Raw genomic sequence first — 25,806 nt, 5'->3', positions numbered from 1 at the left:
ACGGTAGACAAGGCCGCGGGTCGGCCTCTACCCGATTCAAGTCATTTTCCAACCGTATCCCGCAGCCTCCAGGGACCGCCCCCTGCAGCGGCAGCGCCCAAGTCCCCGGCCGGCCAATGGATGCGGGGCGAAATCGACTGGATGCGGGTAGTGCCGACAATGGGAACGACTAGCATCGTTGCTCCTTGAACCTGCTCGACTTTCCAGCCATTCACATCAGCCGCGCCCAGGCACTACCGGTGCAGCGGCTGAGTCACCACGGAAAAACCCATGACTAGCGCCCTGGACACCCTGAAACGCCCAGTCAATCGCCTTGTTCGCCTCGGCGTGGCGTTTGCCGCCGTGGGCGCGCTGGTCAACCTGGTGCCCTTTATCGGCCTGACCGAGCTGGGCCGTCTGTTGCTCGACGGCCATGCCGAACCCCAATTGCTGTGGCGCTGGGCGGCGCTGGTGGTGGGCGCCCTGAGCCTGGGCTGGATGGCCAGCGGCCTTGCCCTGTGGCTGACGCACCTGGCGGACCACCGGCTGCAAGCGAGCTTGCGCGAAGCCATGGTGCGCAAGCTCGGCCGCGTGCCCCTGGGCTGGTACAGCGACACCACCTCCGGTGCGGTGCGCAAGGTGGTGCAAGACGATCTTGAAGACCTGCATCACCTGATTGCCCACCATGCGGTGGAGCAGACCTCGGCCATTGTCACTCCCCTGGCCGGGCTGCTCTGGCTGGCCAGCCTGAACTGGCGCCTGGCGCTGCTGGCGGTGCTGACCCTGCCGATCTATGGGCTGGCCTACCGCCTGATGATGCGTGGCTTCGGCGATAAGATGCAGCAGCTGGACGTCAGCATGACCCGGGTCAGCGCGGCCATCGTCGAGTTCGTCCATGGCATTGCCGTGGTCAAGGCGTTCGGCCGGGCGGGCCAGGCCCATCGCAGCTATCAGCAGGCGGTCGACCGTTTCAGCACGCAGTACGCCGGTTGGGTGCGGCCATTGCTGCGCCTGGAGACCTTTTCCTCCATGGCCTTGAGCGTGCCGCTGATTCTGTTGGTGAGCCTGGGGGTCGGCAGCCTGCTGCTGGCCCGGGGCTGGGTCACGCCCCTGGAGCTGTTTGCCGAAACCCTGGTGGCGGTGGTCATCCCCCAGTCGTTGCTGGTGATCACCCAGAGCCTTGGCGCCCAGCGCACCGCCCTGGCCGCCGCCGGGCGCATCGAAGCCCTGCTGCAGGTCGAGGAGCTGCCTAGCCCGACGCCGGGCAAAGCCCCAGAGGGCCGCGACATCACCTTCGACCAGGTCGAATTTGGCTACGACCCGGCGCATCTGATTCTCAGGGGCATCGACCTGCATTGCCCGGCGGGCAGCGTGACCGCGCTGGTGGGTGCCTCCGGCGCCGGCAAGTCGACCCTGGCCAAGCTGGTGCCGCGCTTTCACGATGTCAGCGCCGGGCGGGTGCGGGTGGGTGGCGTCGATGTGCGCGACATCGAGCCAGGCCTGTTGTACCGCCAGGTGGGTTTTGTCTTGCAGGACGCGCAACTGGTGCACGGCAGCGTGGCCGCCAATCTGCGCCTCGGCCGCCCCCAGGCCAGCGACGCCGAACTGGAGGCCGCCGCGCGCTCGGCGCAGATCCATGAGCGCATCCAGGCTCTGCCCCGTGGCTACCAATCGGTGATCGGCGAGGACGCGATCCTGTCCGGCGGCGAAGCCCAGCGCCTGTCCATCGCCCGCACGCTGCTGGCCGATACCCCGGTGCTGATCCTCGATGAAGCCACCTCCCACGCCGACCCGGAATCCGAGGCACTGATCCAGGACGCCCTGTCGGCCCTGGCCCGCGGGCGCACGGTACTGGTGATAGCCCATCGCCTGGCGAGCATCAGCGGCGTCGACCAGATCGTGGTCCTCGACCAGGGCCGGGTGCTGGAGCGCGGCAGCCACTGCGCACTGCTGCAGGCCAACGGTGCCTATGCCCGACTGTGGCGCGCCAGCACTGAAACCACCGCCCCCGACCTGGAGATGTCCCTGTGATCCGCAGCCTGCTCACCCTATTGGGCCCCGACCACGCCCCACGCTTTTACCGCTACCTGGCCTGGCTGGTGATCAGCGCCGTGCTCCAGGGGCTGGCCGTGGCCTTGCTGGTGCCGATCCTGCACGGCTTGTTCAGTGGTGATCTGCACGGGGCCATGGCCTGGCTCGGCGTGCTCGGGACCATGGTGCTGCTGAGCTGTATCGCCCATTACCACCAGGCGATGCAGGGCTTCACCCTGGCCCTGCGGGTGCTCACCACTCTGCACGACCGCCTCGGCCAGCACCTGATGCGCCTGCCCCTGGGCTGGTTCAATTCGGAGCAGATCGGGCGCCTGTCCCGCAGTGCTACCAGCGGCACGCTGATGGTCACCGGCCTGTTTGCCCATTACCTGGGGCCGGTGGTGTCCGGCGTGGTAGTACCTGCCACCGTGGCCCTGAGCCTGTTTGTGTTTGATTGGCGCCTGGGGCTGACGGCAGTGCTGTGCGCACCTCTGATCTACTTCACCCATCACTGGTCGGCCAACGCCATCGCCCGCAATGACCAAAGGGTGGAGGCCGCCGCTACCCTGGCCGGCAACCGCGTGGTGGAATTCGCACGGTTTCAACAGGTGCTGCGAGCCTTTGGCCAGGCCCAGGACGGCTACCCACCCTTGCAGGCCGCCAATCGGGCGCAACAGCAGGCCGGCGGCTCGATGCTGGCGCAGACCTTTCCCAAGTTGCTGGCTGGCGGCCTGACCGTGCAATTGGCGTTCGCCCTGCTGGTGGGCGTGGGGCTGGCGCTGGCCATGGCCGGCGAGATCGATGCCATCCAGTTGGTGGCGCTGCTGGCCCTGGTGGCGCGCTTTGTCGGGCCCTTGGCCGAAGCCGCTGCTCGCAGCGGCTTGCTGCGCATGGCCGGCAACGACCTGGAGCAACTGGTGAGCATCCTGCGCGAACCACCGCTGCCAGAACCGGCTCTGAGCCGGCCACTGACCGCCCCCGGCAGCATCGCCTTCGAACAGGTGAGCTTCGCCTATCCCAGCGGCCCATCGGTGCTCAAGGACCTGAGTTTCAGCGCCCCTGCCCATTCGATGACCGCCATCGTCGGCGCCTCGGGCTCCGGTAAAACCACCGTCACCCGCTTGCTGATGCGCTTCTTCGACGCCAGCCAGGGCCGGGTCATGGTCGGCGGGGTGGATGTGCGCGAGCTGTCCAATGAAGCCCTGATGGCCCAACTGTCCCTGGTGATGCAGGACGTGTACCTGTTCGATGACAGCCTGGCGGCCAATATCCGCGTGGGCAGCCCCGACGCCAGCCCTGGGCAGGTGGCCGAGGCGGCGCGCCTGGCGGGGGTTGATGAGATCGTCGCGCGCCTGCCCCAGGGCTGGGATACACCAGTGGGTGAAGGCGGCGCCAGCCTGTCCGGTGGCGAGCGCCAGCGCGTGTCCCTGGCCCGGGCCTTGCTCAAACGTGCGCCGATCGTGCTGCTGGATGAAGCCACGGCAGCCCTCGACCCGCAGAACGAAGCCTTTGTGCAAGCCGCCATCCGCAGCCTGATGCACAGCGCCACGGTGCTGGTGATCGCCCATCGCCTGCCGACCATCATGGCCGCCGACCAGATCCTGGTGCTGGACCAGGGACGCCTGGTGGAATCCGGCACCCACCGCCAACTGCTGGCCAACCACGGGCGCTACGCCGGCTTCTGGCACGACCGGCAACGCGCCGGCGCCTGACACCCGAAGCACCCTAGGGTTCGGCCCCCGCCGAGCCGTCCGACCTTGCTAGACTGCGCGCCGCAGACTGTCCACAGCAAATCAAGGGAAGCTTCATGAGTAATCCAGTTCCGGGCGTCACTTTTTCATTGAGCTCAACGGGCGACTTCTCGATACCGTCCCAGGCCCGGGCAATCATCCAGTGCCTTGACAGCGCCGTCGCCAGTATCCGGCCCACCCGGTTCGGCGCCTTCGAAGGGCGCCAGCCATTGGTCGATGTGGAAGAACCGCTGCGCTTTCTGGCGCAGCCGGGCACCTCGGCGACGGCGGGCAGCCTGGTGCTGGAGGCAGGCAGCCACCTTGGGTACCAAGTGCAGTGGAATCGCTCGACCCCGCCATCGTTTCCCTTTGTCAGTGGTTTCCTGATGCGCAAAGCCTTCAGCAAAAAGCCCGCAATGCTTGACGACTTCCTGGCTTTGATCAAACGGTTGGCAGCCTGTAGCAACACCCTGTATGGCGACATCCGCAGCATGGAATTCGCCGGCTGGGACACCCCATTCAACCTTCACCTGCGCCTGCCGGAAATTCCCAACATCTCGCTCTACGGCAAGCCCTATATCGAGCTGTTCGGCAGGCAAGCCATAGAAAGTGCACCGTTCCAGCGTGTGGAGCAGCTTGGCGACGATCTCTATTGGCTGGAGGCCACCGCGCAGATCACCGACCCGGTGCCGGATGAAGTCCGACTGGCGATCCGCAGGCACTTTGGCGAAGACGCATTTATGGCCGGGAAAAAGTGGCGCTACAGCGAGGGGCGGCATCCGGCGTTTGGTTTTTGAGGAGTGGCAGCGGATGCAGTGCACCCGCTCCGACTCACCCCAAGACAGCTTATCCAGCCGCAAAAACCAAACCCCTGACCGGCTGAAGGGGGATTATTTCTCCTGCTTCACTTTGAAGCACTCGGGTAACAAGGCTTGAATAAATGCTTGTCTGGCGGCACCTGCACCATCTCCTGTGTGCACCTTCTGCGCCTGATCACCCAGGGCATTGATACATGCACTGACAACCACCGCTGAAGCGACAGTTTTTTGTGCCTCGGACACGTTCTGCGCAGCCACGCCGGTTGAAAAAACCTTGCCGACTTTAACCTTCACACCATTATTTCCATTGGTGTCGGTGCCCTGGACCTTGGCAGTCTCTGCACCGGTATCGGCGTCGAACGAGCCATAGACCGAAATGGCGTCTCGTTTCTGGATACTGGCCAACTTCTCAAGGGCGCCCTTAACTTTGTCAGTGATGCGGGCGAAATTCGTCAGGGCGACCTGAGAGGCATCGTTAGCTTTGTCATACTCCGCTTTAGCTTTGCGCTCCTCACTATCAAAGTAGTCATAACTCTGATTTTTATCGCTTAAGGTGCCGTACATCCTCCTGACTTCGCTTTGGGCATCTACCGCAACGCAGTTGAATAGATTTAAATAGGTGTCTTTGATAGGCATACTTCTTACGAGTTCTTTACAGCCCCTCCCCTTAGACTCCTTTATTAATTGTTCACTCAACGTCTTCCAAATCTGCTTTTCCTCCCAATCGGCCTTAGCCTTACTGGTGGTGATTGCGCTGTTCTCCTTCTTCGAGAACTCTTCAAAATACGTCTTCATATCCACCGACTCTTCCGGCGTCAATAACTGAGTGGCACCCGCCGCGCTCGCCTGAGTTCCATAGATCCCGTAGATTTCCTTGATTTCATAGAGATCCTTATCGTATTTATTTCCAGGTTGCATGGCCTTGTCCAAATGCGGATTAGAGACCGCGACAGGCGCATAGGCGGCGTCCAGGTCCTTATAGCCGATCACGGCTTCCATGGATTCCGGCTGCGTAGGGGCGACCCCAAGCTTCACGCCAATCACGTGGGAAGATGTATAGACCAAGGGCGCTTGCTGCAAGGGGGCACACCCCGCTCCTGCCCCCGCCACCACCAGGAGCATGGCCCTGGTATTAACGAACGCTGACTTCCTTGTTTGTACAAACATATTCAGGATCCTTTTTCTGAAATGAGAAGTCTCGATTGGCGGGGCCGCCAGCAATAGATATCAGGAGGCAGGTGCCGCCGCTGATATCCTCTACCACTACTTGTTCAAACACCCCGTAACCCAGCGTCAGTGATTGATTGGAAAAGCCAAGGCCCAGGGTCTCACTTTGCACGTACAAGGGACGCTCAGTGGCGTCAATGTGGATATAGGAGATGCCCGGCATCCAGCGGGTTTCGACATTGCCGCTCTCGCCGATAATATGAACCACCGTGCAAGAGCACGTCAGCGAGATGGAAAGTATAAGTAGCCACCTGAGCATTAAGTGCATTCCAAGCCTTCAACATTTCGAATGAATGAGGGGGCCATACAAGCTGTTATAGGGATGCTCTTTTTTTCAGGTAGGGCATTCTGCCATCAGCGTAGCCGGGGCTTTTCAGTTTGCAAGGCAGGCCTTGCCAGGCCATCGACCGCTGTTACGAGCTACAGACCTGGCTGAGGGTGGTTCCTCAGGCACCGCGGAACAATCCCGTTTCCTGCGCAAAGCTCTATGAATAACCTATACACAAATATATATTTGTATAGGTTTTAGACGATAGAACCACAGCGTATCCGGTGTTGCGCCCCCTCTTCCCGCCCGGATGACCTTCCGCTCACCCGACACTGGCTGGATCCACCCATGAATACGACTCGCCGACTGTGCCTGGTGCTGGGCGACCAGTTGTCCTTTGACCTGGCCTCGCTGCAGGGGCTGGATGCGCAACGCGACACGGTGTTGCTGGTGGAGGTGATGGAGGAAGCCAGCCATGTGCCCCATCACCCGCAGAAGATCGTGCTGATTTTCAGTGCCATGCGCCATTTTGCCCAGGCGTTGCGCGAACGGGGTTTGCGGGTGCAGTACGTGACCCTGGATGATCCGCACAACACCGGCTCGGTGCCGGGCGAATTGCGCCGCTGGCAAGCGCTGTTGCAGGCTCAGGTCCTGTGCCTGACGGAGTGCGGCGACTGGCGCCTCGAACAGTCGATCAAGGACTGCGGGTTAAGCGTCGAGTGGCACGCCGATACGCGTTTTATCTGTTCCCGCAGCGAGTTCGCGGCCTGGGCCCAGGGCAAGAAACAGCTGCGCATGGAGTTCTTTTACCGTGAGATGCGGCGCAAATGCGGGCTATTGCTCAATGGCGACGGCAGCCCGGTGGGCGGTGCCTGGAACTTTGATGCGGACAACCGCAAGGCGCTGCCCAAGGGAACGAAGGCGCCCTACCCGGCGCGGTTTGGCACGGACTCGATTACCTGCGAGGTGCTGGAGTTGGTGGCCGCACGCTTCTCCAGCCACTACGGCTCCCTGGAGCGCTTCGACTACCCGGTGACCCACGCCGAGGCCCTGGCGCTGTGGGAGTACTTTCTGGATTTCGGCCTGGCCGGGTTTGGCGACTACCAGGACGCCATGGCCAGCAACGAACCGTTTCTGTTTCACGCACGCATCAGCGCCGCGCTGAATATCGGCCTGCTGGATGTCCGCCAGGTCTGCAGCGATGTGGAGGCGGCGTACTGGTCGGGCAGGATTGCCCTGAATGCCGCCGAAGGCTTTATCCGCCAACTGATCGGCTGGCGCGAGTACGTGCGCGGCGTGTACTGGCTGAAAATGCCCGACTACGCCCAGGGCAATGCCTTCGGCAACCAGCGGCCGCTGCCCGAGTTCTACTGGACCGGCGCCACCCGGATGAACTGCATGCGCCAGGCCATCGGCCAGAGCCTGGAGCATGCCTACGCCCATCACATCCAGCGGCTGATGGTCACCGGCAACTTTGCCCTGCTGGCCGGGATCGTGCCGAGCCAGATCTGCGAGTGGTACCTGGCCATCTACATGGACGCCTTCGACTGGGTCGAACTGCCCAATACCCTGGGCATGGTCATGCATGCCGATGGCGGTTACCTGGGGTCCAAACCCTATTGCGCCAGTGGCCAGTACATCAAGCGCATGTCGGATTACTGCCGCGACTGCGCGTACAAGGTCACTGAAAGCACGGCCGACAATGCCTGCCCCTTCAATGCGCTGTACTGGCACTTCCTGATGCGCCACGGCGACCTGCTGCGGGGCAACCAACGCATGGCCATGCTCTATAAAAACCTCGACCGCATGCCGGAGGCCAAGCAGCAAGCGCTCTGGCAACGCGGCCAGCATTTGCTCGCGGCCCTGGACGCCGGGGACCCGCTGTGAAAAAGAGCGAACTGCCGGTCAAGACCTGCGCGACCTGCGGGTTGCCCTTTGCCTGGCGCAAGAAATGGGCGCGGTGCTGGGATCAGGTGCGCTATTGCTCGGAGCGCTGTCGGCGGCACAAAGCCCGGTGAGTGTTGCTGCGCCGACAAAGGCGAATCGTCGCGACGATGCCTTGGGGTGGGCGCCTGAGACGCCCATCACCCTGCGCCTGGGGCCCGGGCTGCTACGCTGACATTCTCACCGGGGCTGGCGCTGCCCCAGGGCGCTGCTGATGGCCCCTGAGTGGGGTTGGCGCCGGCTTTCAACGCCTACACTTGAGGCCTATCGACTATGCAGAAACTCTGGAATCGCTATCTGGAACTGCTGGAAAACGATCTCAGTACGCAGATCTTCGACAACGTTAAAAACCTGATCGTCTGCGCCCTGCTGTTTGCCGCGGGGACCGATGCGCTCAGGGGCACCCATGACCTGTTCCTGGGCCTGCTGGTTTCCAACATGGCAGGCTGGGGCCTGATCGGCTTATCGGCCCTGTTGTGGCTGCTCAATGTCAGTGATGGGGTTCGCCGGCTGGCCAAGCTGGAATATCACCTGGCGCTGCAACTGGGCCTTATCGTGATCTACCTGGTGGTTGCGGAGCGCATCGTGGAGATGGTCTGGGGGTTTCGCTCACGCTGAGGGGCAATGCCCCCGGCCTGACAACCCGCCGTTGGTGTGGCTGGGCGTCAAGCCAGAGCATCGGCCCTAGGGCACCGTGACCTCGGCTTGCCCACTCGCCGCCAGTGCGGCGTGGACAAACCCTTCGGCCTTTTTCCGCTCGACGAAGGCCCTCACATACGCCGCCCCTGCCGCTCGCTGGCGAGGCACGGCCAGCGCCTGGCGGATCGCGGTGAACGCGCCTTCCAGCACCCGGTAACGTCCATCGGCAGCGGCAACCTTTTGCAGGGGCTGGCGCACGCCGGCGGCGGCATCCAGGCCCTGGTCGAAGAACAGCTCCACCGCCGCCGCGGAGGTCTCGGCCCGCTCCAGTTGTGCGTGCTGCAAGGTCCGACTGAGGAACAGGTCGTACGCCGCGCCCCGGCCGACCGCGAGGCGCAGCCCGGGCTGATCCAGATCTTCGACCTTGAGGTACGCCGAGTCGGTCGCGACCAGGTAGGTGCCTTCGATCATCACGTAGGGTTCGCTGAACGCGATCTGCTGCTCGCGCACCGGCTCGATGGCCAGGAAGGCCAGGGTCCAGCTGCCCTCCTCCAGCGCGGCAAACACTTTGCCGGCGGCGTCGAATGTCAGCATCTCCAGACGCACCCCCAGCTCCTCGGCCAACGCCTTGGCCAGGGCCACGGAGACCCCGTGTAGCGAGCCATCCGGGTCCTGCTGCGCCAGTACCGGATTGCCGAGATTGATGGCCGCGCGCAGCACGCCGCCAGGGGCCAGGTCTTGAAGAACCGCAGGGGTGATTGCACTCATGATTTGCTCCAGGGTTGGGGTCGGGGCGTACCGTGCGCGCTCTAGGCGCCCAGGCGTTTGAGCCATTCGAGGGAGTTCACGGTCGGGCCCGAAGGCCGGTACTCACAACCGATCCAACCGCTGTAGCCACGCTGTTCCAGTGCCGCGAACAAGGCCGGGAAATCCATGCTTCCGGTTCCCGGTTGATGACGCCCCGGGCAGTCGGCAATTTGCACATGCACAGTTCGCTGATAAAACCTTGCCAGCACCTCGGCAGCGTCTGCGGTCAGCAACTGGGCATGGTACAGATCGAGAATCAGCCCGACACTCGGGAAGTCCTCCAGCACCTGCTGCGCCTTGTCGAAGTCGGACAGGTAGTAGCCGGGCACCTCCTGGGCACTGATCACTTCGATCAGCGGCCGCAGCCCCTGGTCTTCGAAGTACTTGACCGCATACTCCAGGTTGCCGCCGAAGGTCGATGCCGCATCGTCCCGGGTGGTGACGCCGGACATGATGTGCACATCCGAGCACCCCAATGTCCTGGCATAGCGCACCGCCTGCGCCAGGCCCGCGCGAAACTCCTGCTCCTTGCCGTGCTGGGCGGCCAGGCCTTTGCTGACACCGGCCGGCGCGGCGAACTGAATCAGTGGCAACCCATGCTGGGCCAGGTGATCGGCCAGGAGACTGGCGTCGAACTCATAGGGCGACGGGAACTCGACCGCCCGAAACCCTGCGGCCGCAGCCGCTTCGATACGTTGCAGAAACGGCCATTCATTGAACTGAAAACCAAGGTGAGCATTGAACTTGAGCACGGGGTAAACCTCCATCCTGGGAAAAACAAATCATCCGCCTGGAGCTCTTTGCCCCGCTCCAGCACTGCGCCATCGGCGTATTCAACAAGGGCCTGTACCACGATTGCCTGCCAGCCCACCCGCAGTCGCTGCGTATGGTATTTTCCACCACCAGTCCGCCGCAGCCCCCTGGGCTACCGCTGAGGGACTGAGGCCACTCCTTCGAGAAAGAACCCGTGATCAAGAAAGACCTCGCCTTGCAACTGGCCCCCCGCGTCATCGACCTGGTTCGCGCCCGCTCGATGCAAACCGGTGAGCCCTTGCGCGAGCAGACCTTCGCCGAGGCCCTGGGGGTTTCGCGCTCCCCTGTGCGGCGGGTGTTTGCCTTGCTCGCCGAGTGGGGCCTGGCGATCCACGAACCCAATCGCGGCTACTTTCTGAATCAGGACGCCGCGCAGATTCAGCAAGCGGCGTTCCCTCTTGCCAGCGACCCTTTCGACGACTTTTACCTGCGCGTGGTCGACGACATTCTGAGCGGTGAAATACCCGCCCACTTTTTTGAAGCACAACTGCTGCGCCGCTATGCCGTGCCGCGCGGGCAACTGCTCAAGGTGTTGAACCGGCTGGCCGGCGAAGCCATGGTCGAGCGCAATCCCGGCCAAGGTTGGAGCCTCAAGAGCTTCGTGCACAACACCCAGACCTACATCCAGAGCTACCGCTTCCGCATGGCCATTGAGCCAGCCGCGCTGCTCGAGCCTGGCTATCAGGTCAATCACAGCGCGTTTGCCAAGGCCCGGCAGCAACAACAGGCCCTGCTCGACGGAGAGATCCAGACCTTGTCCCGCGCCCAACTGTTCGAGATCGGCGCGCAGTTTCACGAACTGATCGTGCAGGGCTCCGCCAATGCCTTTTTCATCGACGCCATCCGCCAGCAAAACCAGCTCCGGCGTTTCATGGGCTACAAAGCCAACGTCGATCGCACGCGTCTTGCGGCGCAATGCCGGGAACATATTCACTTGCTCGACCTCATCGAATCCGATCGGCGTGAAGAGGCCGCGCACTTTCTCTGGAGGCATCTGGACCATGTCGGCCGGCTCAAGACTCAGCCGGATGGCGTGCCTGAAGGCGACGTGATGTCGCCCGCACAAAACGATTAAAAGGTCCTCGAACGCCGCTCCAGCGTGTTGCGGCGCAGCTTAACACGATTGTTTTCTGTCGATACAAGATACAAAACAACCGATAAAGCCACTGCAAGAGTGGCGTTACGCAGCCGTCGATCAGCAGGCTTGAGCGATGCAGGCCGCAACGGACCGGTTCAATCGTCCAGGGCTCCTTCGATCAAGGGGTCCAGCGCGACGCGTGCCGGGGCCGAGAGTGACGCGGCCAAGAGGTTGACCGCGTCGATCACTTCGTCGCGTTCCAGGGTGTAGAGGAAGCCATGCTTGCGATTGAGCCCGGCGATCACCTCGAGGAACGCGGCGATGGCCGCGGTGACCCGCTGGCTGTAGGCCCCCTCGTCGACCCGGACGGTTTCAGCCTCGCGCACCTGGCGCAACGCCGCGATGTAGGCCGCGTGCACCTTCTTGACCAGGGCCGGGGCAAACCCTTCGCGACCGTCCCAGTGCCGCAGCGGGTTGTCGAGGTTCTCCGCCAGCCATTCGGGCTTGCGCGGTTTGCTCAGTGTCAGGTCCACCTGCGGCGCCTTCTTGTACGCCTTGCGCACCGCAGCCGCGACGTCCGCCGGCAGGCTGTCCAGGCTCAGGCTGGTCAGGCTTGGCAGCGCAGCGGGTGCAGGGAAATCATCCGGGCTGTAGCCGAACAGGTCACAGAACCACAGCGCTTCGAGCTTCGGCAGCTCGCTCAATGACCCCAGCCCGCTCAGGGTCCCGGGGGCGCCGAACAGGTGCAGGTATTCGACGTGGGGGAAGGTGTCGACGACTTCGGCCAGGTCAAGTTCGCTCACCTTGGCCACAAGCAGCCCGCGCAACTGGTCGAGCCCGTGCACTGCCGGCACCGTGCCGGTGGCCTGCAGCGAGATCCAGCGCCCGTTCTGCGTGGCCACCACGGTCAGCATGGGGCGCACATCAGGTGCCGGCTGGCTGCGCTCCTCGATGGCGCCGAAGCGCTTGACCGCGCCCTGGCCGTGGACGATCAGGGTGGTCAGGCTCTTGGGCAGGACCAGTCGTTCAAGGCCCGCGATGTCGATCACCAGCCGTTCAAGGGAGGTGGCCGAGAAGTCGAGCTCGCGCTGATCGTGCTTGAGCAGCGACAGCTCGGTGACCAGGGGCGCGCTGCACAGAAAAGGTATCAGGTCGTCGCGCCAGGCGTGCAGGAACACCTGGTGCAGCAGTGGCCAGGCATGCAGTGAGGCCATGTTGAAATCGCCGCTGATGCGGTAGGCCGCGTCATCGCTGAAGCGCGACGCAGACCTGACGCGCATCTGCATCGGCTGGTCGTTGTCCTCACCGAGGAGCCCCGGAGCAGTGACCAGGGCGTCGCTGTCCAGGCTGGCCTTGAACGCCTGGGTCAGCTCGCCGGGCAGCGCGTTCCAGACATACTGGCGGGCGATGAGATCGCCGAAGCCCCAGCCGCCATAGCTGTTGGATTCGCTGCTGCCTCGCAGCGGCAGGTTGCCGATACTGCAATACGCCACGGGTACGGGCAGGGCCAGGTGCATGACGATTTCCTGGTCGTTCCAGAACATGAAGTTCTTCACGAAGCGCGGGGCATCCACCACGTCATCCAGCGTCGGCATCCGCTCACCGGTCCAGTCCAGCAATGCCACCGTGACCTGTTGCTTGTCGCTGTCGAGCGCCAGGATCTGGCACGCGCCAAAGCGGCCAATGCGTTCGATGGGAAAACCCAGCACGTCGCCAGGTGCCGGCATCTGCTTTGCCATGGAAGAAGTCCTCGATAAAGGCGCCGTCCTCGCGCCCGAACCGGCGAGTCTATAGGGCCGGCTTTTCAGTGGCGAGACCCGCCGGTGGCTGATGGCCAGATACCCACAAAGCCGCGCTGCCGATGGGCTTGGCGCGTCCGGCCAAAGCTGATCGCCGCGCTGTATGTCGTTTTGTTGATGAATCTGTATCTAACGCACGGCTGTCGGGCGCCCTACTATCGGCGCGCCATCGAGTCGACTGCTTCGGCGCTGGCCAATACCGCCAGGTAAAGGTTCGGCGCAGTACCGATTCCCTTCAATGCCTTCAGGAGTCACGCCATGCCCGAACTGTCCAACCTCATCGCCTACGGCCTGATTTCCCTCGGCATGGTGCTGACCCCGGGGCCGAACATGATTTACCTGATCTCACGCTCGATCTGCCAGGGACGGATGGCCGGGCTGATTTCCCTGGGCGGCGTGGCGCTGGGTTTCCTGGTCTATATGCTGTGCGCGGCCCTGGGTATCACCGCCTTGCTGCTGGCGGTGCCCTATGCGTATGACGCCCTGCGCCTGGGCGGCGCGCTGTACTTGCTGTACCTGGCCTGGCAGGCAGTCAAGCCCGGCGGACGCTCCGCGTTTCAGGTCCGGGACCTGCCTCAGGACAGCCCGCGCAAGCTGTTCACGATGGGGTTTGTCACCAACCTGCTGAACCCCAAGGTTGCGGTCATGTACCTGTCGCTGATGCCGCAGTTCATCGACCCCACCGGCCACGGCTCGGTACTGGCCCAGTCCCTGGTGCTGGGCTCGACCCAGATCGCCATCAGCGTGAGCGTCAATGCGCTGATCGCGCTTATGGCCGGCTCCATTGCCGCCTTCCTCGCCAGTAAGCCGGTGTGGCAGTTGGTGCAGCGCTGGCTAATGGGCACGGTGCTGGCGGGCCTGGCAGTGCGTATGGCGTTTGAAGGACGGCGTTGAAGCGGGTTACTGGGGGTGGGTGCCGCGCCCCCTGATTCGGCCCGCCTCTGACCGCCCGCATACGACTGCCGGGCGCTCGGCAATGGGTCATGAACGCAGCCGGGGGCTACCCATACACATCGCTGGCAACGGCGGTGATCGCTGTTTGAGCGGGCCCCTGACGCAATTGCAAACGCATCCGAAAGCAGATGCTCCCCTGCCCGCCTGCCTCCAGCAGTTGCACATCCCCGTCATGCAACTGCGCGATCCGTTGCACCATGTATAGCCCCAGGCCCGCGCCCGAACTGCGCTGGGCCTGCTGGCCACGGTAGTACTTGTCGAACAGGCGTCCGCACTCCTGCTCGGGGATGGCCTCGCCGGGGTGCCGAATGCTCAGGCAGATGGCCGAGTCCTGCTCGAACAGCTCGAACTCGATCTGTGCCCCGGCCGGGGCATGGCGGTCGGCGTTGGCCAGCAGGTTGCGCACGGCCACGTGCAATAACCCGCTGTCACAGATAAAGGGCCGCTCGGGCAGCGTGCAGTTGAAGCGGATCCGCCCCGACTCGAACCCGGCCAGCACATCCTCGAACAGGGCTCTGAGGTCGCAGTCCTTGAACTGCGACATCGGCTGCACGTCGGCCATGCGGTCGTGGGTCAGGTAGTCATCCACCAGCGCCAGCAGGCGCGAACCGGCCTCGCGGATGTTCTGGCAACGGCGCTGGCTCTTGTCCACGGGCGCATCCAAGTGTTTGGCCAATTGCTGCGCCGAGGTATTGATGATGGCCAGCGGCGTGCGGAACTCATGGGACACCATCGCCACAAAGTCATTCTGCTGGGCGCGGATATGCTGTTCCTGCTCCAGGGCCACGCGCAGGTCCTGTTCGAGCAGCACGCGTCGGCCGATTTCCTCACTCAGCTGGCTGACCCGCACAGCCACCAGGGATTCAAGCCTCGCGTTCTGCTGCAAGGTCTGCCTGGCCGACTCGGCTTGCGCCTGCTGCTTGTCCTGCTTGAGGCGGTTGTAGTGGCTGATGATGCGCAGGCTCATCAGCGCCATATGAATCAGGGTGCCCGCCGCGGCGGCATTGTCGGTCCAGAAGGTGGCCGGCACGTAGCCCAGGTTGCGCAGGAAACTGATCACCACCCCGGCGTAATAGATGCCGAACGCCAGCAGGTAAAAACGTGCCGGGCGATGGCCGCGCACCAGCAGCCACAGGGCCATCCCGATATACAACGGCACCAGCGACAGCGCGGTGAGCTGAACGATCGGCATGGCATCGCGGTAGTGCCCGGCCATGACGATCAGTGCCGCAGGCCCGCAGAGCAACCAAGCGAGGGTGGCAAAGCCTCGGTGCAACCTGGGGTAGACCTGAGGCAAGCCCAATTGACGCCCGGCGAACACCACGCCAATCGGCACTCCCACCGCCAGCGCTACCCCCAGTAATGGATCGCTCAGGCTCACTGGCAACCTGAAAAGCTGCTGAGGCAAACCGGCGGTCAAGGCCTCGACCGCCACGCAGCAACTGACGTAACTCAGGTACCAGCCACTTTCCGGTGCCTGGGTCATGCGCCAGAACACACTATGGAAACCGATCAGCATCAGGTAAACGCCGAAATACAGACCGAAACCCAGGTACTCGTGGCGACTCATATCGGAAAACAGCTGGCGCGGTGCAAATTCCAGGCTGACCGACATGGCGTTCTTGGTCTGCAGGCGCACCAATAGCACTTTGACCTCGCCCTGGCGCAACTTCAGAGGAAACACCGCCGAGCGGTAGTCGATGGGCCACTGGCTGCGCGCCAGGTCCTCACCGGCTTTCTGCTCCTGCCAGGCCCCCTGTTTGTCGCGCTGGTACAGACGCACATCGTCGAGCAGGGTATTGCTCAGGCGCATCACCCAACGGTGTTCGCCCGGGTCCTGGGCCTCGACCTGCACTTGCAGCCAGACCGTGTTGGTGGTGTAGCCCGCGCTCAAGCTTTGCGGCAGCGCGCGCCAGGCCGGGGATTGCTCGGCCTCGGTCGGCGTCAGCCCCCCCGAGGGGTCGTCCAGACGCTGCAAATAGCCCTTGGCATTGGCCGGGGCCGTGGCCGCGCCCAGCAGCAGAACCTGGGCCTGAGCCTGGGCGGTGACTGCGCAGAGCAGGAGCACTGACAGCCAACCCAGCAGGTTTTGCAGGATGGCGCGCTTTGCCACAGCCCTCAGGCCCAATCGATCAGCACTTGGATTCACTCAGTTTCACTCAGAAAGACCCGCCTCAAAGATGATGGCGCTTTGATACAATTATGCCATGACCCCGCTAATTCTCCTTGAAGATGAACCCGTACTGGCCGTGGAACTCGACGAGTTCCTTGCGGAGCATGGCTACGTCACGACCACGGTGGGCAGCCTGGCGCAGTTCGAGCAGTGTTTCGATGCCCAGGTTCATCACCTGGCGATCATTGACCTGGGCCTGCCTGACGGTGACGGGCTGCAGTTGATCCGGCGCTTGCGCCAAGCCGGGCATCGGCTCGGCATCGTCGTGTTTACCGCGCGCGGCAGTGTGCCCAGCAAGATCGCCGGACTTGGCGAGGGGGCCGATCATTACCTGAGCAAGAACTGCGACCTGGACGAATTGGCAGCGGTGCTCGATGCCCTGAAATGGCGTCTGAACCTGGACCGCAGCGAACAGCCCTGGCTGCTCGAACTTGGGCCCCGACGCCTGCTGGTCCCGGGCGCCGGCCCGGTGCGCCTGTCACAACAGGATCTGCTGGTATTGCACTGCCTGATGCGCCAGGCCGGCAGCAACGTCAGCCGGCAAAGCATCGTTCAAGCCTTGGGCCAGGACTATCTGGACTATGACCAGCGGCGACTCGACTCGCAGATGCGACGCCTGCGGCGCAACATCGAGGAAACCTCCGGGCAGATAGTGCCGATCAATACCCTGCGCAACGCCGGGTATTGCTTCTACGCGCCGGCCAGCATCCGGCCCTAGCCCCACGAAACCTGTTCAACATCACCCCCAATGCAACCTCTAGCCGCTTCCGAGGCACGAGCCTGCGCTGGCCGACGTGGTCACCGTGGGGTGTCAGGTGCAGGTGGGTTGCTTGGGCGGGCCAGCGCGGCCTGGCAGCAGCGGCTACAAGGCGCTCAGATTTGCTCAGTTTGCCGGCCAACGCTTCCGTTAGATTGCCTCGGTCTGTCACCTAAAGCCCAAAGAGGCTTCTTCGAGGAATCGAATGAACACTGCATTTCGCATTATCTGGAGCCACACGCGTCAGGCTTTCGTCGTGGTCGACGAACTCACCAGCGCCCGCGGGAAACGCAGCGCCAGCCGTCTGCTGCTGGCCGGCGCGGGGGCCGGACTGCTGGCCGTCGCCGGCCCGGCCATGGCTGCGCCCGCCTGCTCAGGGACCACACCAACCCTGTCCGGGGTCGCCTTGACGTCGACCTGCTCCATCGAAGGCGGTGCAAGCCTCACCGTGAACGGGGACAGCTCGATCACCACCGCCGGCACCAACGCCATCAACACGGCAACGACTCCCGGCTACTGGAGCACCATCAGCAATGGCGGCTCCGTGACCTCGGAGAATGGCACCGCGATTGCGATCGGCGCCGGCAGCGGCACCTCCATCACCAACCAGACCGGCGGCAAAATCAGCGGCTATGACAACGCGATTGTCTTGAGCGGAGGAGCCTCCAGCCTGAATCTGGGGGCCATCGCCAACTTCGGAAGAATCACCGCTGTAACCAGCACCGGCTCGGCCGTGAACATACTCAAGGGCGCCGCGCTCTACTCCATGCTCAACCGCGGCACCATCTCCGGCGGCACCGGGGTGAACCTGAACGGCGGCACCATCCGCACCGACCTCTATAACAGCGGCGCCATCACCGGCGACCGATTCGGCCTTCAGGTGACCAATGGCAGCAAGGTGGAAGGGGTGATCGAAAATACCGGGTTGATTGGCGGCAAAACAGCCGGCATCAATCTGGCCCTCGATGACGACGGAGGCTCGGGCACCGGCTCCGTTGGCTGGCTGATCAACTCCGGCACCATCAAGAGCGATACCGGAATAGCCGTCCAGGTGGATAAGGGCGAGATCACCGGAGGCATCTCCAACGATGCAAGCGGCATCATCACCGGCGCCATCGGCATAGCCTCGCAAGGCACCCAGATCAACGGCCCGATCCTCAATAAAGGAGTCATCCAGGGCACGGCGGTGGGTATCAGCGTCGACGGTGGTTCAGTCAAGGCAATCGACAACAACACCGGCGGCAGAATCGCCGGCCAGGCCTACGGCATCATCCTCGCCAACGGTGCCACGATCGATACGATCACCAACAGCGGCATCATCGGCGGCGCCCTGAACTCCATCAAGGTCGACTCCGACACCTCAGGCAGCCTGGCCAAGCTGGTTATCGACGGCAATGACACCGCTCGCTTCATGGGCGCCGTCGACGCCAAAGACACCGATGTGCTGTTGCGCAAAGATGCGACCTATACCCTCACCGGCGGCGAAGCCTTCACCATCAAGAGCTTTTCCAACGACGGCACGCTGCGGGTCGCCTCCAGCGCCGGGGTCACGGCCAACTTCAACGGTGACTACTCGCAAACCGGCAACGGCACCCTGAAGATCGGCGTGGCCGACGATAACCACTTTGGCAAGTTGGCTGTAAGCGGCACCGCGACCTTGCAAAGCAACGCGAACATTGTGGTGGACGTCAGCAATGCCAGCACCAAGTTCAACGTGTCGCACATGGACAAGGTGTTCAGTGCCGGCACCCTGGTCAGTGACGGGACCTTTGCCGTCAGCGACAACTCACTGCTGTTCGATTTCGGCGCGATCAAGAACGGCAATGCCATCGACCTGACCCTGAAGGCGGCGGCCACCACACCGGTCGATCCGGTCGATCCGACCAACCCAACGGACGGCCCGGGCCCCAGCGTCGAACATGTGGTCAACCAGATGGGCAACTCCCCAGCCGGCCCGGCTGCCCGTGCACTTGACCGGACCTTTGCGCAAAACCCCAACGGCGAACTGGCCAGCCACTTCGTCGGCCTGACCACCGGGCAGCAAGTGTCCGACGCCGTGACCCAGACCTTGCCCCTGCTGACCGGCGGTACCAATGCGGCCACCAGCAGCACCCTTTCCGGCATCAACCGGGTGATCCAGGCGCGGCAGGCCAGCAACAGCGGCTTGTCCTCCGGTGACGCTCCGGCGGCTGAACAGAACCTGTGGATCAAGACCTTCGGTTCGTGGGCCGATCAAAGCGAGCGCAGCGGGATCTCCGGATTCGACGCCAACACCCAGGGCCTGGCCATTGGTATCGATGGTGCCTTCTCCGAGCAGGCGCGCCTGGGTGTGGCCTTCGCCTACGCCAAGACCGACATCGACAGCGACTCCCATGTCGCCCCGCAAGACGCGCAGATCGACACCTTCCAGTTGATCGGCTACGGCAGCTACGCGCTGGCCCCGGATACCGAACTGAACTTCCAGGTCGACGCCGGCAAGAACCGTAACCAGGGCAAGCGCCACATGCCGTTCGCCGACGCCACCGCCAAGGCCGATTACGACAGCTACAGCGCCCACGCCGGGGTTGGCCTGGGCCACACACTGCGGTTCACCGACACCATGACCTTCGTGCCGTCGGTACGTGCCGACTACACTTGGATCGGTGATGAGTCCTATCACGAGAAAGGTGCCGGGGCGCTGAACCTCGACGTCGACAGCCGTGACGCGCAAGAACTGGTGCTGAGCGTGGACGGCAAGCTCAATTACAACCTGGGCAGCAACACCGTGCTCAGCGCCAACCTGGGCGTGGGTTACGACGTGCTTAACGAATCGACGTCGATCTCCTCGACCTACGCCGGCTCACCCACCGCCGCCTTCACCACCCGTGGCGTGGACCCCAGCCCATGGCTGGGCCGCGCCGGCCTGGGCTTGACCCACACCCTGGATAACGGCACCGAAGTCAGCGTGAACTACGACGCCGAATCGCGCAGCGATTACCTGAACCAGGGTGCGTCGGTGAAATTGCGCTGGGCGTTCTAAGCGCCAGGGCAAGCCGCAGCAACAAAGGCCACAATTTCGATTGTGGCTTTTTTATTTGCGTGGATCGGCTTCGCACACTGGAGCGCGCCCTGTTTAGCGAGCCACGAGTCACAGATCGCCACTCATGCCGGGCCGCCATAATAACGATACAAATCGGCATCGGGCCAAACCTCGTCATAGGCGCTCAACACGCTGGTCAGCGCTTGACTGCGCGGATCCACGGAAGACTGAAGCACCGCACTCACGTAGTCCCTCAGCTCGAACCACTGCAGCTCGCGCATGCAGAACGCAACGGCTTCGAACGGCGCGTTGCCGACGTTCAATATCAGCTTGAATCGCTCCACAAATCCCGCCCGACACTGCGGGTGCCGTTTTACGAAATTCAAGATATCGATGAGCGTTGCCTCATAAGACCGCTCCCCTTCCTCGCCAAAGGCAGACTGCGCCTGCTGGCACAGCCGATCGAACTGATCCATTAGCGGTTTCATCGTGTTCCTGACGGTCGTTGATTGGCGTGGGGATCACGGTAACAGGCTCGGCAACGAAAAAAGGAGCCGAGGCTCCTTTTTTCAAACATCGACAGACGTCGAAGGTGCTGGCGAAATCAATAACCCGCCCCGCCCTCCGGTTTGCCACTGACAATGCTCACTCCCGAACTGGTGCCCAGGCGAGTGGCGCCGGCTTCGATCATGGCCACTGCGGCCGCGTAATCACGCACCCCGCCCGACGCTTTGACCCCCATCTGCGGGCCGACGACACGGCGCATCAGGGCGATGTCTTCGGCGGTAGCGCCACTGCGGCTGAAGCCGGTCGAGGTCTTGACGAAGGCCACCCCCAGTTCACGGCAGATTTCACAGGCGCGGATCTTCTGCTCCTCGTCCAACAGGCACGTTTCGAGGATCACTTTCAGCGGCACCGAGCCGCAGGCTTGATGCACCGTGGCGATGTCGTCGCGCACCGTGTCCAGCAGCCCCTCTCGCAACGCGCCGATATTGAGCACCATGTCGATCTCGCCCGCACCTGCGGCAATTGCCTGTTGGGCTTCGAAGGCTTTACTCTCGCTCAGCCCGGCGCCCAGCGGGAACCCGACCACAGCGCAGACCTTGACCTTCTGCCCGCTGAGCAATTGAGCGGCATAAGGCACCTGGCCCGAGTTCACGCACACGGAATAGAACCCGTACTCCTGCGCTTCTTTGCATAACACGGCGATCTGCTGCCGCGTCGCGTCAGGCGCCAGCAAGGTGTGGTCGATAAACTGTGCAAGTGCTGCGGGTGTGATTGAGGTCATGAAATCCGTTCCTGGTGAAGGAGCACGATGGGCGTAATACGTTAGAAAGCTCGCCCAACAGATGTTAATATAATACCAACAAATGATGTAATTACAACATTACTAGCCGATCGGAATGCCTGTGGAAAGCAAACAATCAGAACGCATCAAACTGATCCAGCAAGCCCTGCAGGACCAAAAAGCGATCCACCTGCGGGAAATGGCCGCGTTGCTGGAAGTCTCGGAAATGACCCTGCGCCGGGATCTCAACCGCTACCCGGACAAGTTTCATCTGCTCGGCGGGCATATCACCCTGGCCTTCGACCCAGCCGACGCGCCCGACTACAAGGTCACGGAACAGGGCACCCGCCACGTGGAAGAGAAACGCCGCATCGGCAAGCTCGCGGCTGCATTTATCAAGAGCGGCGACACGGTGTTCTTCGACTGCGGCACCACGGTACCTTTCGTGATTGATTTCATTGCCGAAGAACTGGAGTTCACCGCGGTCTGCAACTCGCTCAACGTGCTGCTCAAGCTGCAACAGAAGCCCAACTGCACTATCGTCCTGTGTGGCGGCACCTTCCATCGCAAGAACCAGGTGTTCGAGCATGCCGACGAGAGCAGCATCCTCGACAGCGTGCGCTTGACCTGGGCCTTTATCTCGGCCGCAGGCGTCAGCGAAACCTTCGGCGTGACCTGCTTCAACTTCAATGAAGTCGCGGTCAAGCAGAAGGTCTTGCGCCAGGCCCAGCACTGCATGCTGCTGGCCGATCACAGCAAGTTCGACGTCGTGCGCACCGCCCATTTCGCCACCCTGGACCAATTCAACGTGGTGGTCTCCGACAAGAAACTGCCCAAGCCTTACCGCGAACTGATCACCCAATACGGCGCGCAGTGGGTGGTCTGAACCACCCTCGCCGCCGCACATCAGCCGCCCAGTTCATCCCGCAGGCGGCGCCGTTCTTCAGCCGACAGGTAGCCGGTGGTCACGTTGAACACTGCGCGTTGCCCGCCCGCCAATGAGCGCACATGGCCTTTGGCTTTTTCCGCCAGGTAGCCCTCGGGTTCGCAGGTGGCCGGCAAGACGAAGGCGGCCACGCCCTGGTCGGCGTTGTGCAGGATCCAGCGGGTGGCATGGGAGAACTGATCGGGTCGGTAGCGGGTGTAAAACGCCGGGCCTGCTGGGTGGTCCAGCAGAAAATGCGCGTTGCCCGCGGTGTCGGCCGGGACTGCGTCGAAGAAACAGACGATTTCCGGATCATGCAGCGCGGGGGTGTCCAGGGTGCTCAGGCGCGAGGGATCCTGGCTCAACTGCGCCATGTAGGCCGACCACTCGGGGGTCGGCTTGACGTGGGCCGGCACGCTGCTGCGCACCCGCGCCCGGGCTCCGGCCAGGGGCTCGACCAGGCTGCCACCGGCAATGTAGGCGTAGTTCATGTGGGCCATGTACATCAACTCCATGGCCTTGCCCGCAAGGTTGGTGACCGCCATGCCGATATCAAATAGCCCCGAACCGGCACGCAGGGTCAGGGTCGGGGTGGCCCGGTAATGGTCGCCAAAGCCCTGCACATACTCGTAGTCGCCACTCAAACGCAGGTACAGGCCCGCAGCGTCCTCGCCGACTTCGAGCCAGGCCGCGCCCATGGGCGCGCAAGGCATTTCGCCATGCAGCGGGTGGGTATCCTCGGGAGCCGGGCAACCGTTGCGCAGCAGGCCAGCGTGGAACATAAAGCAGCCGTAGGTGCCGATCACCGTCGGGCTGGGCCTGGGCTGGCTGAACATATTGCGCATGGTCAGGTCGCAGCCATCGAAGGTCGCGGACCAAATCATCTGCCCCTGATAAGGCAGGGCCACCACCCGGCCACGGGCGTTTTCCAGCGCCAGGGCCTTGACCCCACTGGGGTAGGTCCAGGCCAGCACGCGGAAGTCGGCGGATTGCAGCAGGGTCTTTTCCACCCCGCTGAACTGCTCGGGAGCCAAGGCCAGGGTGAAGGCATTCATGAGGCCACCACCGCACCGGCCCGAGGCTGCGTGGCGCGACTGTGGCGCATGCAGGAATAGGCGTAGGCGACAATCACCACGAAGCACAGCAGGGGCACGCTGTAGGCCAGTTGCATATTGCCGTGGGTGGCATCTGACAGCAGACCCTGGAACACCGGAATCACCCCGCCGCCGACGATGCTCATCACCAGCAGCGAACCGCCGACGCTGGTGTCTTCACCCAGCCCTTCAATCGTCAGGCCGTAGATGGTCGGCCAGCACGGCCCGAGGAAAATGCTCACCGCCACCGCCGCGTACACCGCGCTGATGTTCGGCACCAGGATGGTGTAGGCCAGCAGGACAATGGTCAGCACGCCGTAGATCGCCAGGACCTTGGCCGGGTGCAGCTTGCGCATCAGCAGGTTGGCGATCATCTTGCCCACGAAATAAGCGGCAAAGGTCGTCAGCAGGAACCATGACGCGCTGCGCTCGTTCATTCCGCCCATCTGCATCGCCAGGCGAATGGTGAAGCTCCACACCCCGACCTGGGCCCCCACATACAGAAACTGCGCCAGCACCCCGAAGGTAAAGCGCGGGTTGCGCGACAGGCGCACCAGGCTCTGGCCGAGGCTGGGCTTTTTCACGTCTGACTTGGCATTGCCACGGCACGCGGGGAAGCGGGTAATGGCGATCAGGATGAACATCAGCACCAGCACGGCGATCATCCATTTGTACGGCAGCAAGGTCGACTGGATCATTTCCAACTGCTGGATGGCCGCCTCCGAGGCGCTCATCTGGGTCAGCTGTTCGTGGGTGGCGTCGGTGTCCTTGAACATCACAAAGCTGCCGACATACACCCCGGCCATGGCCCCGAACGGGTGGAAGGTTTGCGAGATGTTCAGGCGTCGGGTGCCGGTTTCACGCGGGCCCATCAGGGTCGAGTAGGTGTTGCAGGCAGTTTCGAGAAACGACAGCCCGCACGCGATCACAAACAGCGCCATCAGGAACATGCCGTAGGTCGCGGTGGATGCCGCAGGAAAGAACAGCGCACAGCCCGCCATGTAGAACATCAGGCCGACCAGAATCGTGCTTTTGTAGCCGAAGCGGCGCACCACCATGGCCGCCGGAATTGCCACGAAAAAGTAGCCCAGGTAAAACGCCGATTGCACGAAGGCGGTCTGAAAATCGCTGAGCAGGAAGGCTTTCTTGAAATGGGCGATCAACACGTCATTCATGCTGGCCGCGGCCGCCCACAGGGCGAAGATGCTGCACAGCAGCAAGAACGCGAACCAGGGCGTGCGGTTGAGGTAGAAACCATCGGGGGTCTGTTGGAGCGGGACTTTTGTCATTGTTATTCTCCGTGGGATTCAGGGCGCATCAGCGCCACGCGGGTGTGGCCAACTGCGTGAGCGTGGGATCAACGCTCGTCAAAAAACTCGGCGAACCTGGCCGCGTCGGGGTAGGAACTCTGGGTGCCGAGGGCGGTGACCGAGCAGGCGGAGTACGCCACGGCCCGGGTCATGGCTGCACGCATGTCGCCCTGCTGAGTCCAGTAGTGCGCAAAGCAGCCGATAAAGGCGTCACCGGCACCGGTGGTATCCCGGGCCACGACCTTGCGCCCCGGCACGTGAAACTCACCCTCCTCGCCCACATACAACGCGCCCTGTTCGCCCAGGGTGACGATGACGTGGCGAATGCCCTGGGCGGCCAACTCCCGGGCGGCAAGCAGCGCGCTCTCGGGGCCATCGACCGCCTTGCCGGTGATCAATGCCAGTTCGCTTTCGTTGGGGATGAAAAAGTCCAGCTGCGCCAGATGCTCGCGGCTTAGCCCGGCGACGGCGGGGGCCGGATTGAGCAACACCGGAATGCCGTGGCGCTTGGCAAATTCGATGGCGTAATAGACGGTCGCCAGGTCGATTTCCAGTTGCAGCACCATCAGCCTGCATTCACGCAACGCCGCTTCTGCGGCGTCGATATCCGCCGGCTTCAAATGCGCGTTGGCGCCTTTGACGATCAGAATGCTGTTATGGGAATCGCTCTGCACAAAGATCGGCGCCACGCCGCTGGAGACGCCCGGCACCCGCGTGACATAGCGCGAGTCGATGGCATGGCGCTGAAAGTTGGCCAGGGTGTTATCGGCGAACATGTCATCCCCCAGCTTGGTCACCATCAACACCCCGCTGCCAAGCTTGGCCGCCGCCACCGCCTGATTCGCGCCCTTGCCGCCACAGCCCATGGCGAACCCCGGGGCCTCGAGGGTCTCGCCCTGCTGGGGCATCCGGTCGATATAGGTAATCAAATCCACCATGTTGCTGCCGATGACCGCGATCTTATTCATGGATATCTTTACCTTGTGCACGTCGTGGCAAGCACCACAGCGTTATTATTTTTGTTATTTAAATAACATTTGATGTGACTATTCAACCTTTTTCTTGTTGCTGCGCGAAAATTGCGGCCGCCGTCCGGGCTGCCGGCTGGAACAAAAACGCCGCCTGAAGGGCTCAAGGTATTGGCAGCTCAACA

At 62.9% G+C, this 25,806-nt stretch carries 22 protein-coding genes; 11 read left to right on the top strand and 11 right to left on the bottom strand.

Going from position 1 to position 25,806, the window contains the following annotated elements; translation table 11 throughout:
• Nucleotides 1–270 precede the first annotated feature (270 nt).
• From ACOZJV_RS00600 to ACOZJV_RS00590, 3 genes are all read left to right on the top strand, one after another.
• Nucleotides 271–2,010: an ABC transporter ATP-binding protein gene (locus ACOZJV_RS00600; protein ID WP_421546490.1), complete on the top strand. Its 1,740-nt coding sequence runs from the start codon at nucleotides 271–273 to the stop codon at nucleotides 2,008–2,010.
• Entirely contained in the window at nucleotides 2,007–3,722 is a 1,716-nt protein-coding gene (locus tag ACOZJV_RS00595; protein ID WP_421546489.1) for an ABC transporter ATP-binding protein, read from the top strand. The genes ACOZJV_RS00600 and ACOZJV_RS00595 overlap by 4 nt, the downstream gene beginning before the upstream one ends.
• A 248-nt stretch (nucleotides 3,723–3,970) precedes the next feature.
• Nucleotides 3,971–4,537 carry a hypothetical protein gene (locus ACOZJV_RS00590; protein ID WP_201131393.1) on the top strand — a complete coding sequence of 189 codons (567 nt, stop codon included), beginning with the start codon at nucleotides 3,971–3,973 and terminating at the stop codon, nucleotides 4,535–4,537.
• 93 nt (nucleotides 4,538–4,630) lie between these two features.
• On the opposite strand, the gene ACOZJV_RS00585 is transcribed toward ACOZJV_RS00590, so the two are convergent.
• The gene (locus ACOZJV_RS00585) at nucleotides 4,631–5,725 is read right to left on the bottom strand and encodes a hypothetical protein (RefSeq protein WP_421546488.1); all 1,095 of its coding nucleotides are present in this window, start codon (nucleotides 5,723–5,725) and stop codon (nucleotides 4,631–4,633) included.
• Nucleotides 5,691–5,993, bottom strand: coding sequence for a hypothetical protein (locus ACOZJV_RS00580; protein ID WP_153050178.1), 303 nt, complete (start codon nucleotides 5,991–5,993; stop codon nucleotides 5,691–5,693). The genes ACOZJV_RS00585 and ACOZJV_RS00580 overlap by 35 nt, the downstream gene beginning before the upstream one ends.
• A 408-nt stretch (nucleotides 5,994–6,401) precedes the next feature.
• On the opposite strand from ACOZJV_RS00580, the gene ACOZJV_RS00575 reads away from it, so the two are divergent.
• From ACOZJV_RS00575 to ACOZJV_RS00565, 3 genes are all read left to right on the top strand, one after another.
• Nucleotides 6,402–7,940 carry a cryptochrome/photolyase family protein gene (locus ACOZJV_RS00575; RefSeq protein ID WP_421546487.1) on the top strand — a complete coding sequence of 513 codons (1,539 nt, stop codon included), beginning with the start codon at nucleotides 6,402–6,404 and terminating at the stop codon, nucleotides 7,938–7,940.
• On the top strand, nucleotides 7,937–8,071 hold the full coding sequence (locus ACOZJV_RS00570) for a DUF2256 domain-containing protein (RefSeq protein WP_078468885.1): 135 nt from the start codon (nucleotides 7,937–7,939) through the stop codon (nucleotides 8,069–8,071). The genes ACOZJV_RS00575 and ACOZJV_RS00570 overlap by 4 nt, the downstream gene beginning before the upstream one ends.
• Before the next feature lie 199 nt (nucleotides 8,072–8,270).
• Complete coding sequence (locus ACOZJV_RS00565; protein ID WP_078468884.1) at nucleotides 8,271–8,615, top strand: hypothetical protein; 345 nt, start codon at nucleotides 8,271–8,273, stop codon at nucleotides 8,613–8,615.
• 66 nt (nucleotides 8,616–8,681) lie between these two features.
• On the opposite strand, the gene ACOZJV_RS00560 is transcribed toward ACOZJV_RS00565, so the two are convergent.
• Both ACOZJV_RS00560 and ACOZJV_RS00555 read right to left on the bottom strand, forming a co-directional pair.
• Nucleotides 8,682–9,404, bottom strand: a complete 723-nt coding sequence (locus ACOZJV_RS00560; RefSeq protein WP_421546486.1) for a transporter substrate-binding domain-containing protein — start codon at nucleotides 9,402–9,404, stop codon at nucleotides 8,682–8,684.
• Between the two features lie 41 nt (nucleotides 9,405–9,445).
• Complete coding sequence (locus ACOZJV_RS00555) at nucleotides 9,446–10,195, bottom strand: hydroxypyruvate isomerase family protein (protein ID WP_421546485.1); 750 nt, start codon at nucleotides 10,193–10,195, stop codon at nucleotides 9,446–9,448.
• A gap of 215 nt (nucleotides 10,196–10,410) precedes the next feature.
• Here ACOZJV_RS00555 and ACOZJV_RS00550 point away from each other — a divergent pair, with 215 nt between their 5' ends.
• Nucleotides 10,411–11,331 (top strand): GntR family transcriptional regulator, encoded by a 921-nt coding sequence (locus ACOZJV_RS00550; RefSeq protein ID WP_421546484.1) that lies wholly within the window; start codon nucleotides 10,411–10,413, stop codon nucleotides 11,329–11,331.
• Nucleotides 11,332–11,489: 158 nt separating this feature from the next.
• On the opposite strand, the gene ACOZJV_RS00545 is transcribed toward ACOZJV_RS00550, so the two are convergent.
• Complete coding sequence (locus ACOZJV_RS00545) at nucleotides 11,490–13,073, bottom strand: hypothetical protein (RefSeq protein WP_421546483.1); 1,584 nt, start codon at nucleotides 13,071–13,073, stop codon at nucleotides 11,490–11,492.
• 318 nt (nucleotides 13,074–13,391) lie between these two features.
• On the opposite strand from ACOZJV_RS00545, the gene ACOZJV_RS00540 reads away from it, so the two are divergent.
• Nucleotides 13,392–14,027, top strand: coding sequence for a LysE family translocator (locus ACOZJV_RS00540; RefSeq protein WP_078468881.1), 636 nt, complete (start codon nucleotides 13,392–13,394; stop codon nucleotides 14,025–14,027).
• Between the two features lie 106 nt (nucleotides 14,028–14,133).
• On the opposite strand, the gene ACOZJV_RS00535 is transcribed toward ACOZJV_RS00540, so the two are convergent.
• Entirely contained in the window at nucleotides 14,134–16,200 is a 2,067-nt protein-coding gene (locus ACOZJV_RS00535) for a sensor histidine kinase (protein ID WP_421546482.1), read from the bottom strand.
• A gap of 94 nt (nucleotides 16,201–16,294) precedes the next feature.
• Between ACOZJV_RS00535 and ACOZJV_RS00530 the strand changes: the two genes are divergently transcribed.
• Together ACOZJV_RS00530 and ACOZJV_RS00525 are read left to right on the top strand one after the other, a co-directional pair.
• Nucleotides 16,295–16,978 carry a response regulator transcription factor gene (locus tag ACOZJV_RS00530; RefSeq protein WP_078468879.1) on the top strand — a complete coding sequence of 228 codons (684 nt, stop codon included), beginning with the start codon at nucleotides 16,295–16,297 and terminating at the stop codon, nucleotides 16,976–16,978.
• Between the two features lie 244 nt (nucleotides 16,979–17,222).
• A complete protein-coding gene (locus tag ACOZJV_RS00525) occupies nucleotides 17,223–20,036 on the top strand; it encodes an autotransporter domain-containing protein (protein ID WP_421546481.1) in 2,814 nt (937 codons plus the stop codon).
• Nucleotides 20,037–20,158: 122 nt separating this feature from the next.
• On the opposite strand, the gene ACOZJV_RS00520 is transcribed toward ACOZJV_RS00525, so the two are convergent.
• Nucleotides 20,159–20,512 carry a hypothetical protein gene (locus ACOZJV_RS00520; protein WP_238596113.1) on the bottom strand — a complete coding sequence of 118 codons (354 nt, stop codon included), beginning with the start codon at nucleotides 20,510–20,512 and terminating at the stop codon, nucleotides 20,159–20,161.
• Nucleotides 20,513–20,640: 128 nt separating this feature from the next.
• The gene (gene deoC, locus ACOZJV_RS00515; protein WP_421546480.1) at nucleotides 20,641–21,324 is read right to left on the bottom strand and encodes a deoxyribose-phosphate aldolase; all 684 of its coding nucleotides are present in this window, start codon (nucleotides 21,322–21,324) and stop codon (nucleotides 20,641–20,643) included.
• Between the two features lie 115 nt (nucleotides 21,325–21,439).
• Here deoC and deoR point away from each other — a divergent pair, with 115 nt between their 5' ends.
• Nucleotides 21,440–22,210: a DNA-binding transcriptional repressor DeoR gene (gene deoR / locus ACOZJV_RS00510; RefSeq protein ID WP_421546479.1), complete on the top strand. Its 771-nt coding sequence runs from the start codon at nucleotides 21,440–21,442 to the stop codon at nucleotides 22,208–22,210.
• A 20-nt stretch (nucleotides 22,211–22,230) separates the two neighbouring features.
• Here the strand turns inward: deoR and ACOZJV_RS00505 are convergent, their stop codons facing one another.
• The 3 genes from ACOZJV_RS00505 to rbsK all read right to left on the bottom strand — a co-directional run bounded on the left by ACOZJV_RS00505 (nucleotide 22,231) and on the right by rbsK (nucleotide 25,621).
• Nucleotides 22,231–23,304, bottom strand: a complete 1,074-nt coding sequence (locus ACOZJV_RS00505) for an aldose 1-epimerase family protein (RefSeq protein ID WP_421546478.1) — start codon at nucleotides 23,302–23,304, stop codon at nucleotides 22,231–22,233.
• Nucleotides 23,301–24,632, bottom strand: a complete 1,332-nt coding sequence (gene fucP / locus ACOZJV_RS00500) for an L-fucose:H+ symporter permease (RefSeq protein WP_078468873.1) — start codon at nucleotides 24,630–24,632, stop codon at nucleotides 23,301–23,303. The genes ACOZJV_RS00505 and fucP overlap by 4 nt, the downstream gene beginning before the upstream one ends.
• Before the next feature lie 68 nt (nucleotides 24,633–24,700).
• Nucleotides 24,701–25,621 carry a ribokinase gene (gene rbsK / locus ACOZJV_RS00495; RefSeq protein WP_421546477.1) on the bottom strand — a complete coding sequence of 307 codons (921 nt, stop codon included), beginning with the start codon at nucleotides 25,619–25,621 and terminating at the stop codon, nucleotides 24,701–24,703.
• Nucleotides 25,622–25,806 lie beyond the last annotated feature (185 nt).

Source organism: Pseudomonas sp. QD4 (assembly GCF_049199125.1).
Lineage (GTDB): Bacteria > Pseudomonadota > Gammaproteobacteria > Pseudomonadales > Pseudomonadaceae > Aquipseudomonas.
The sequence above is the reverse complement of the archived record's forward strand: the minus strand, read 5'-3'. Positions and strand labels throughout refer to the sequence as shown.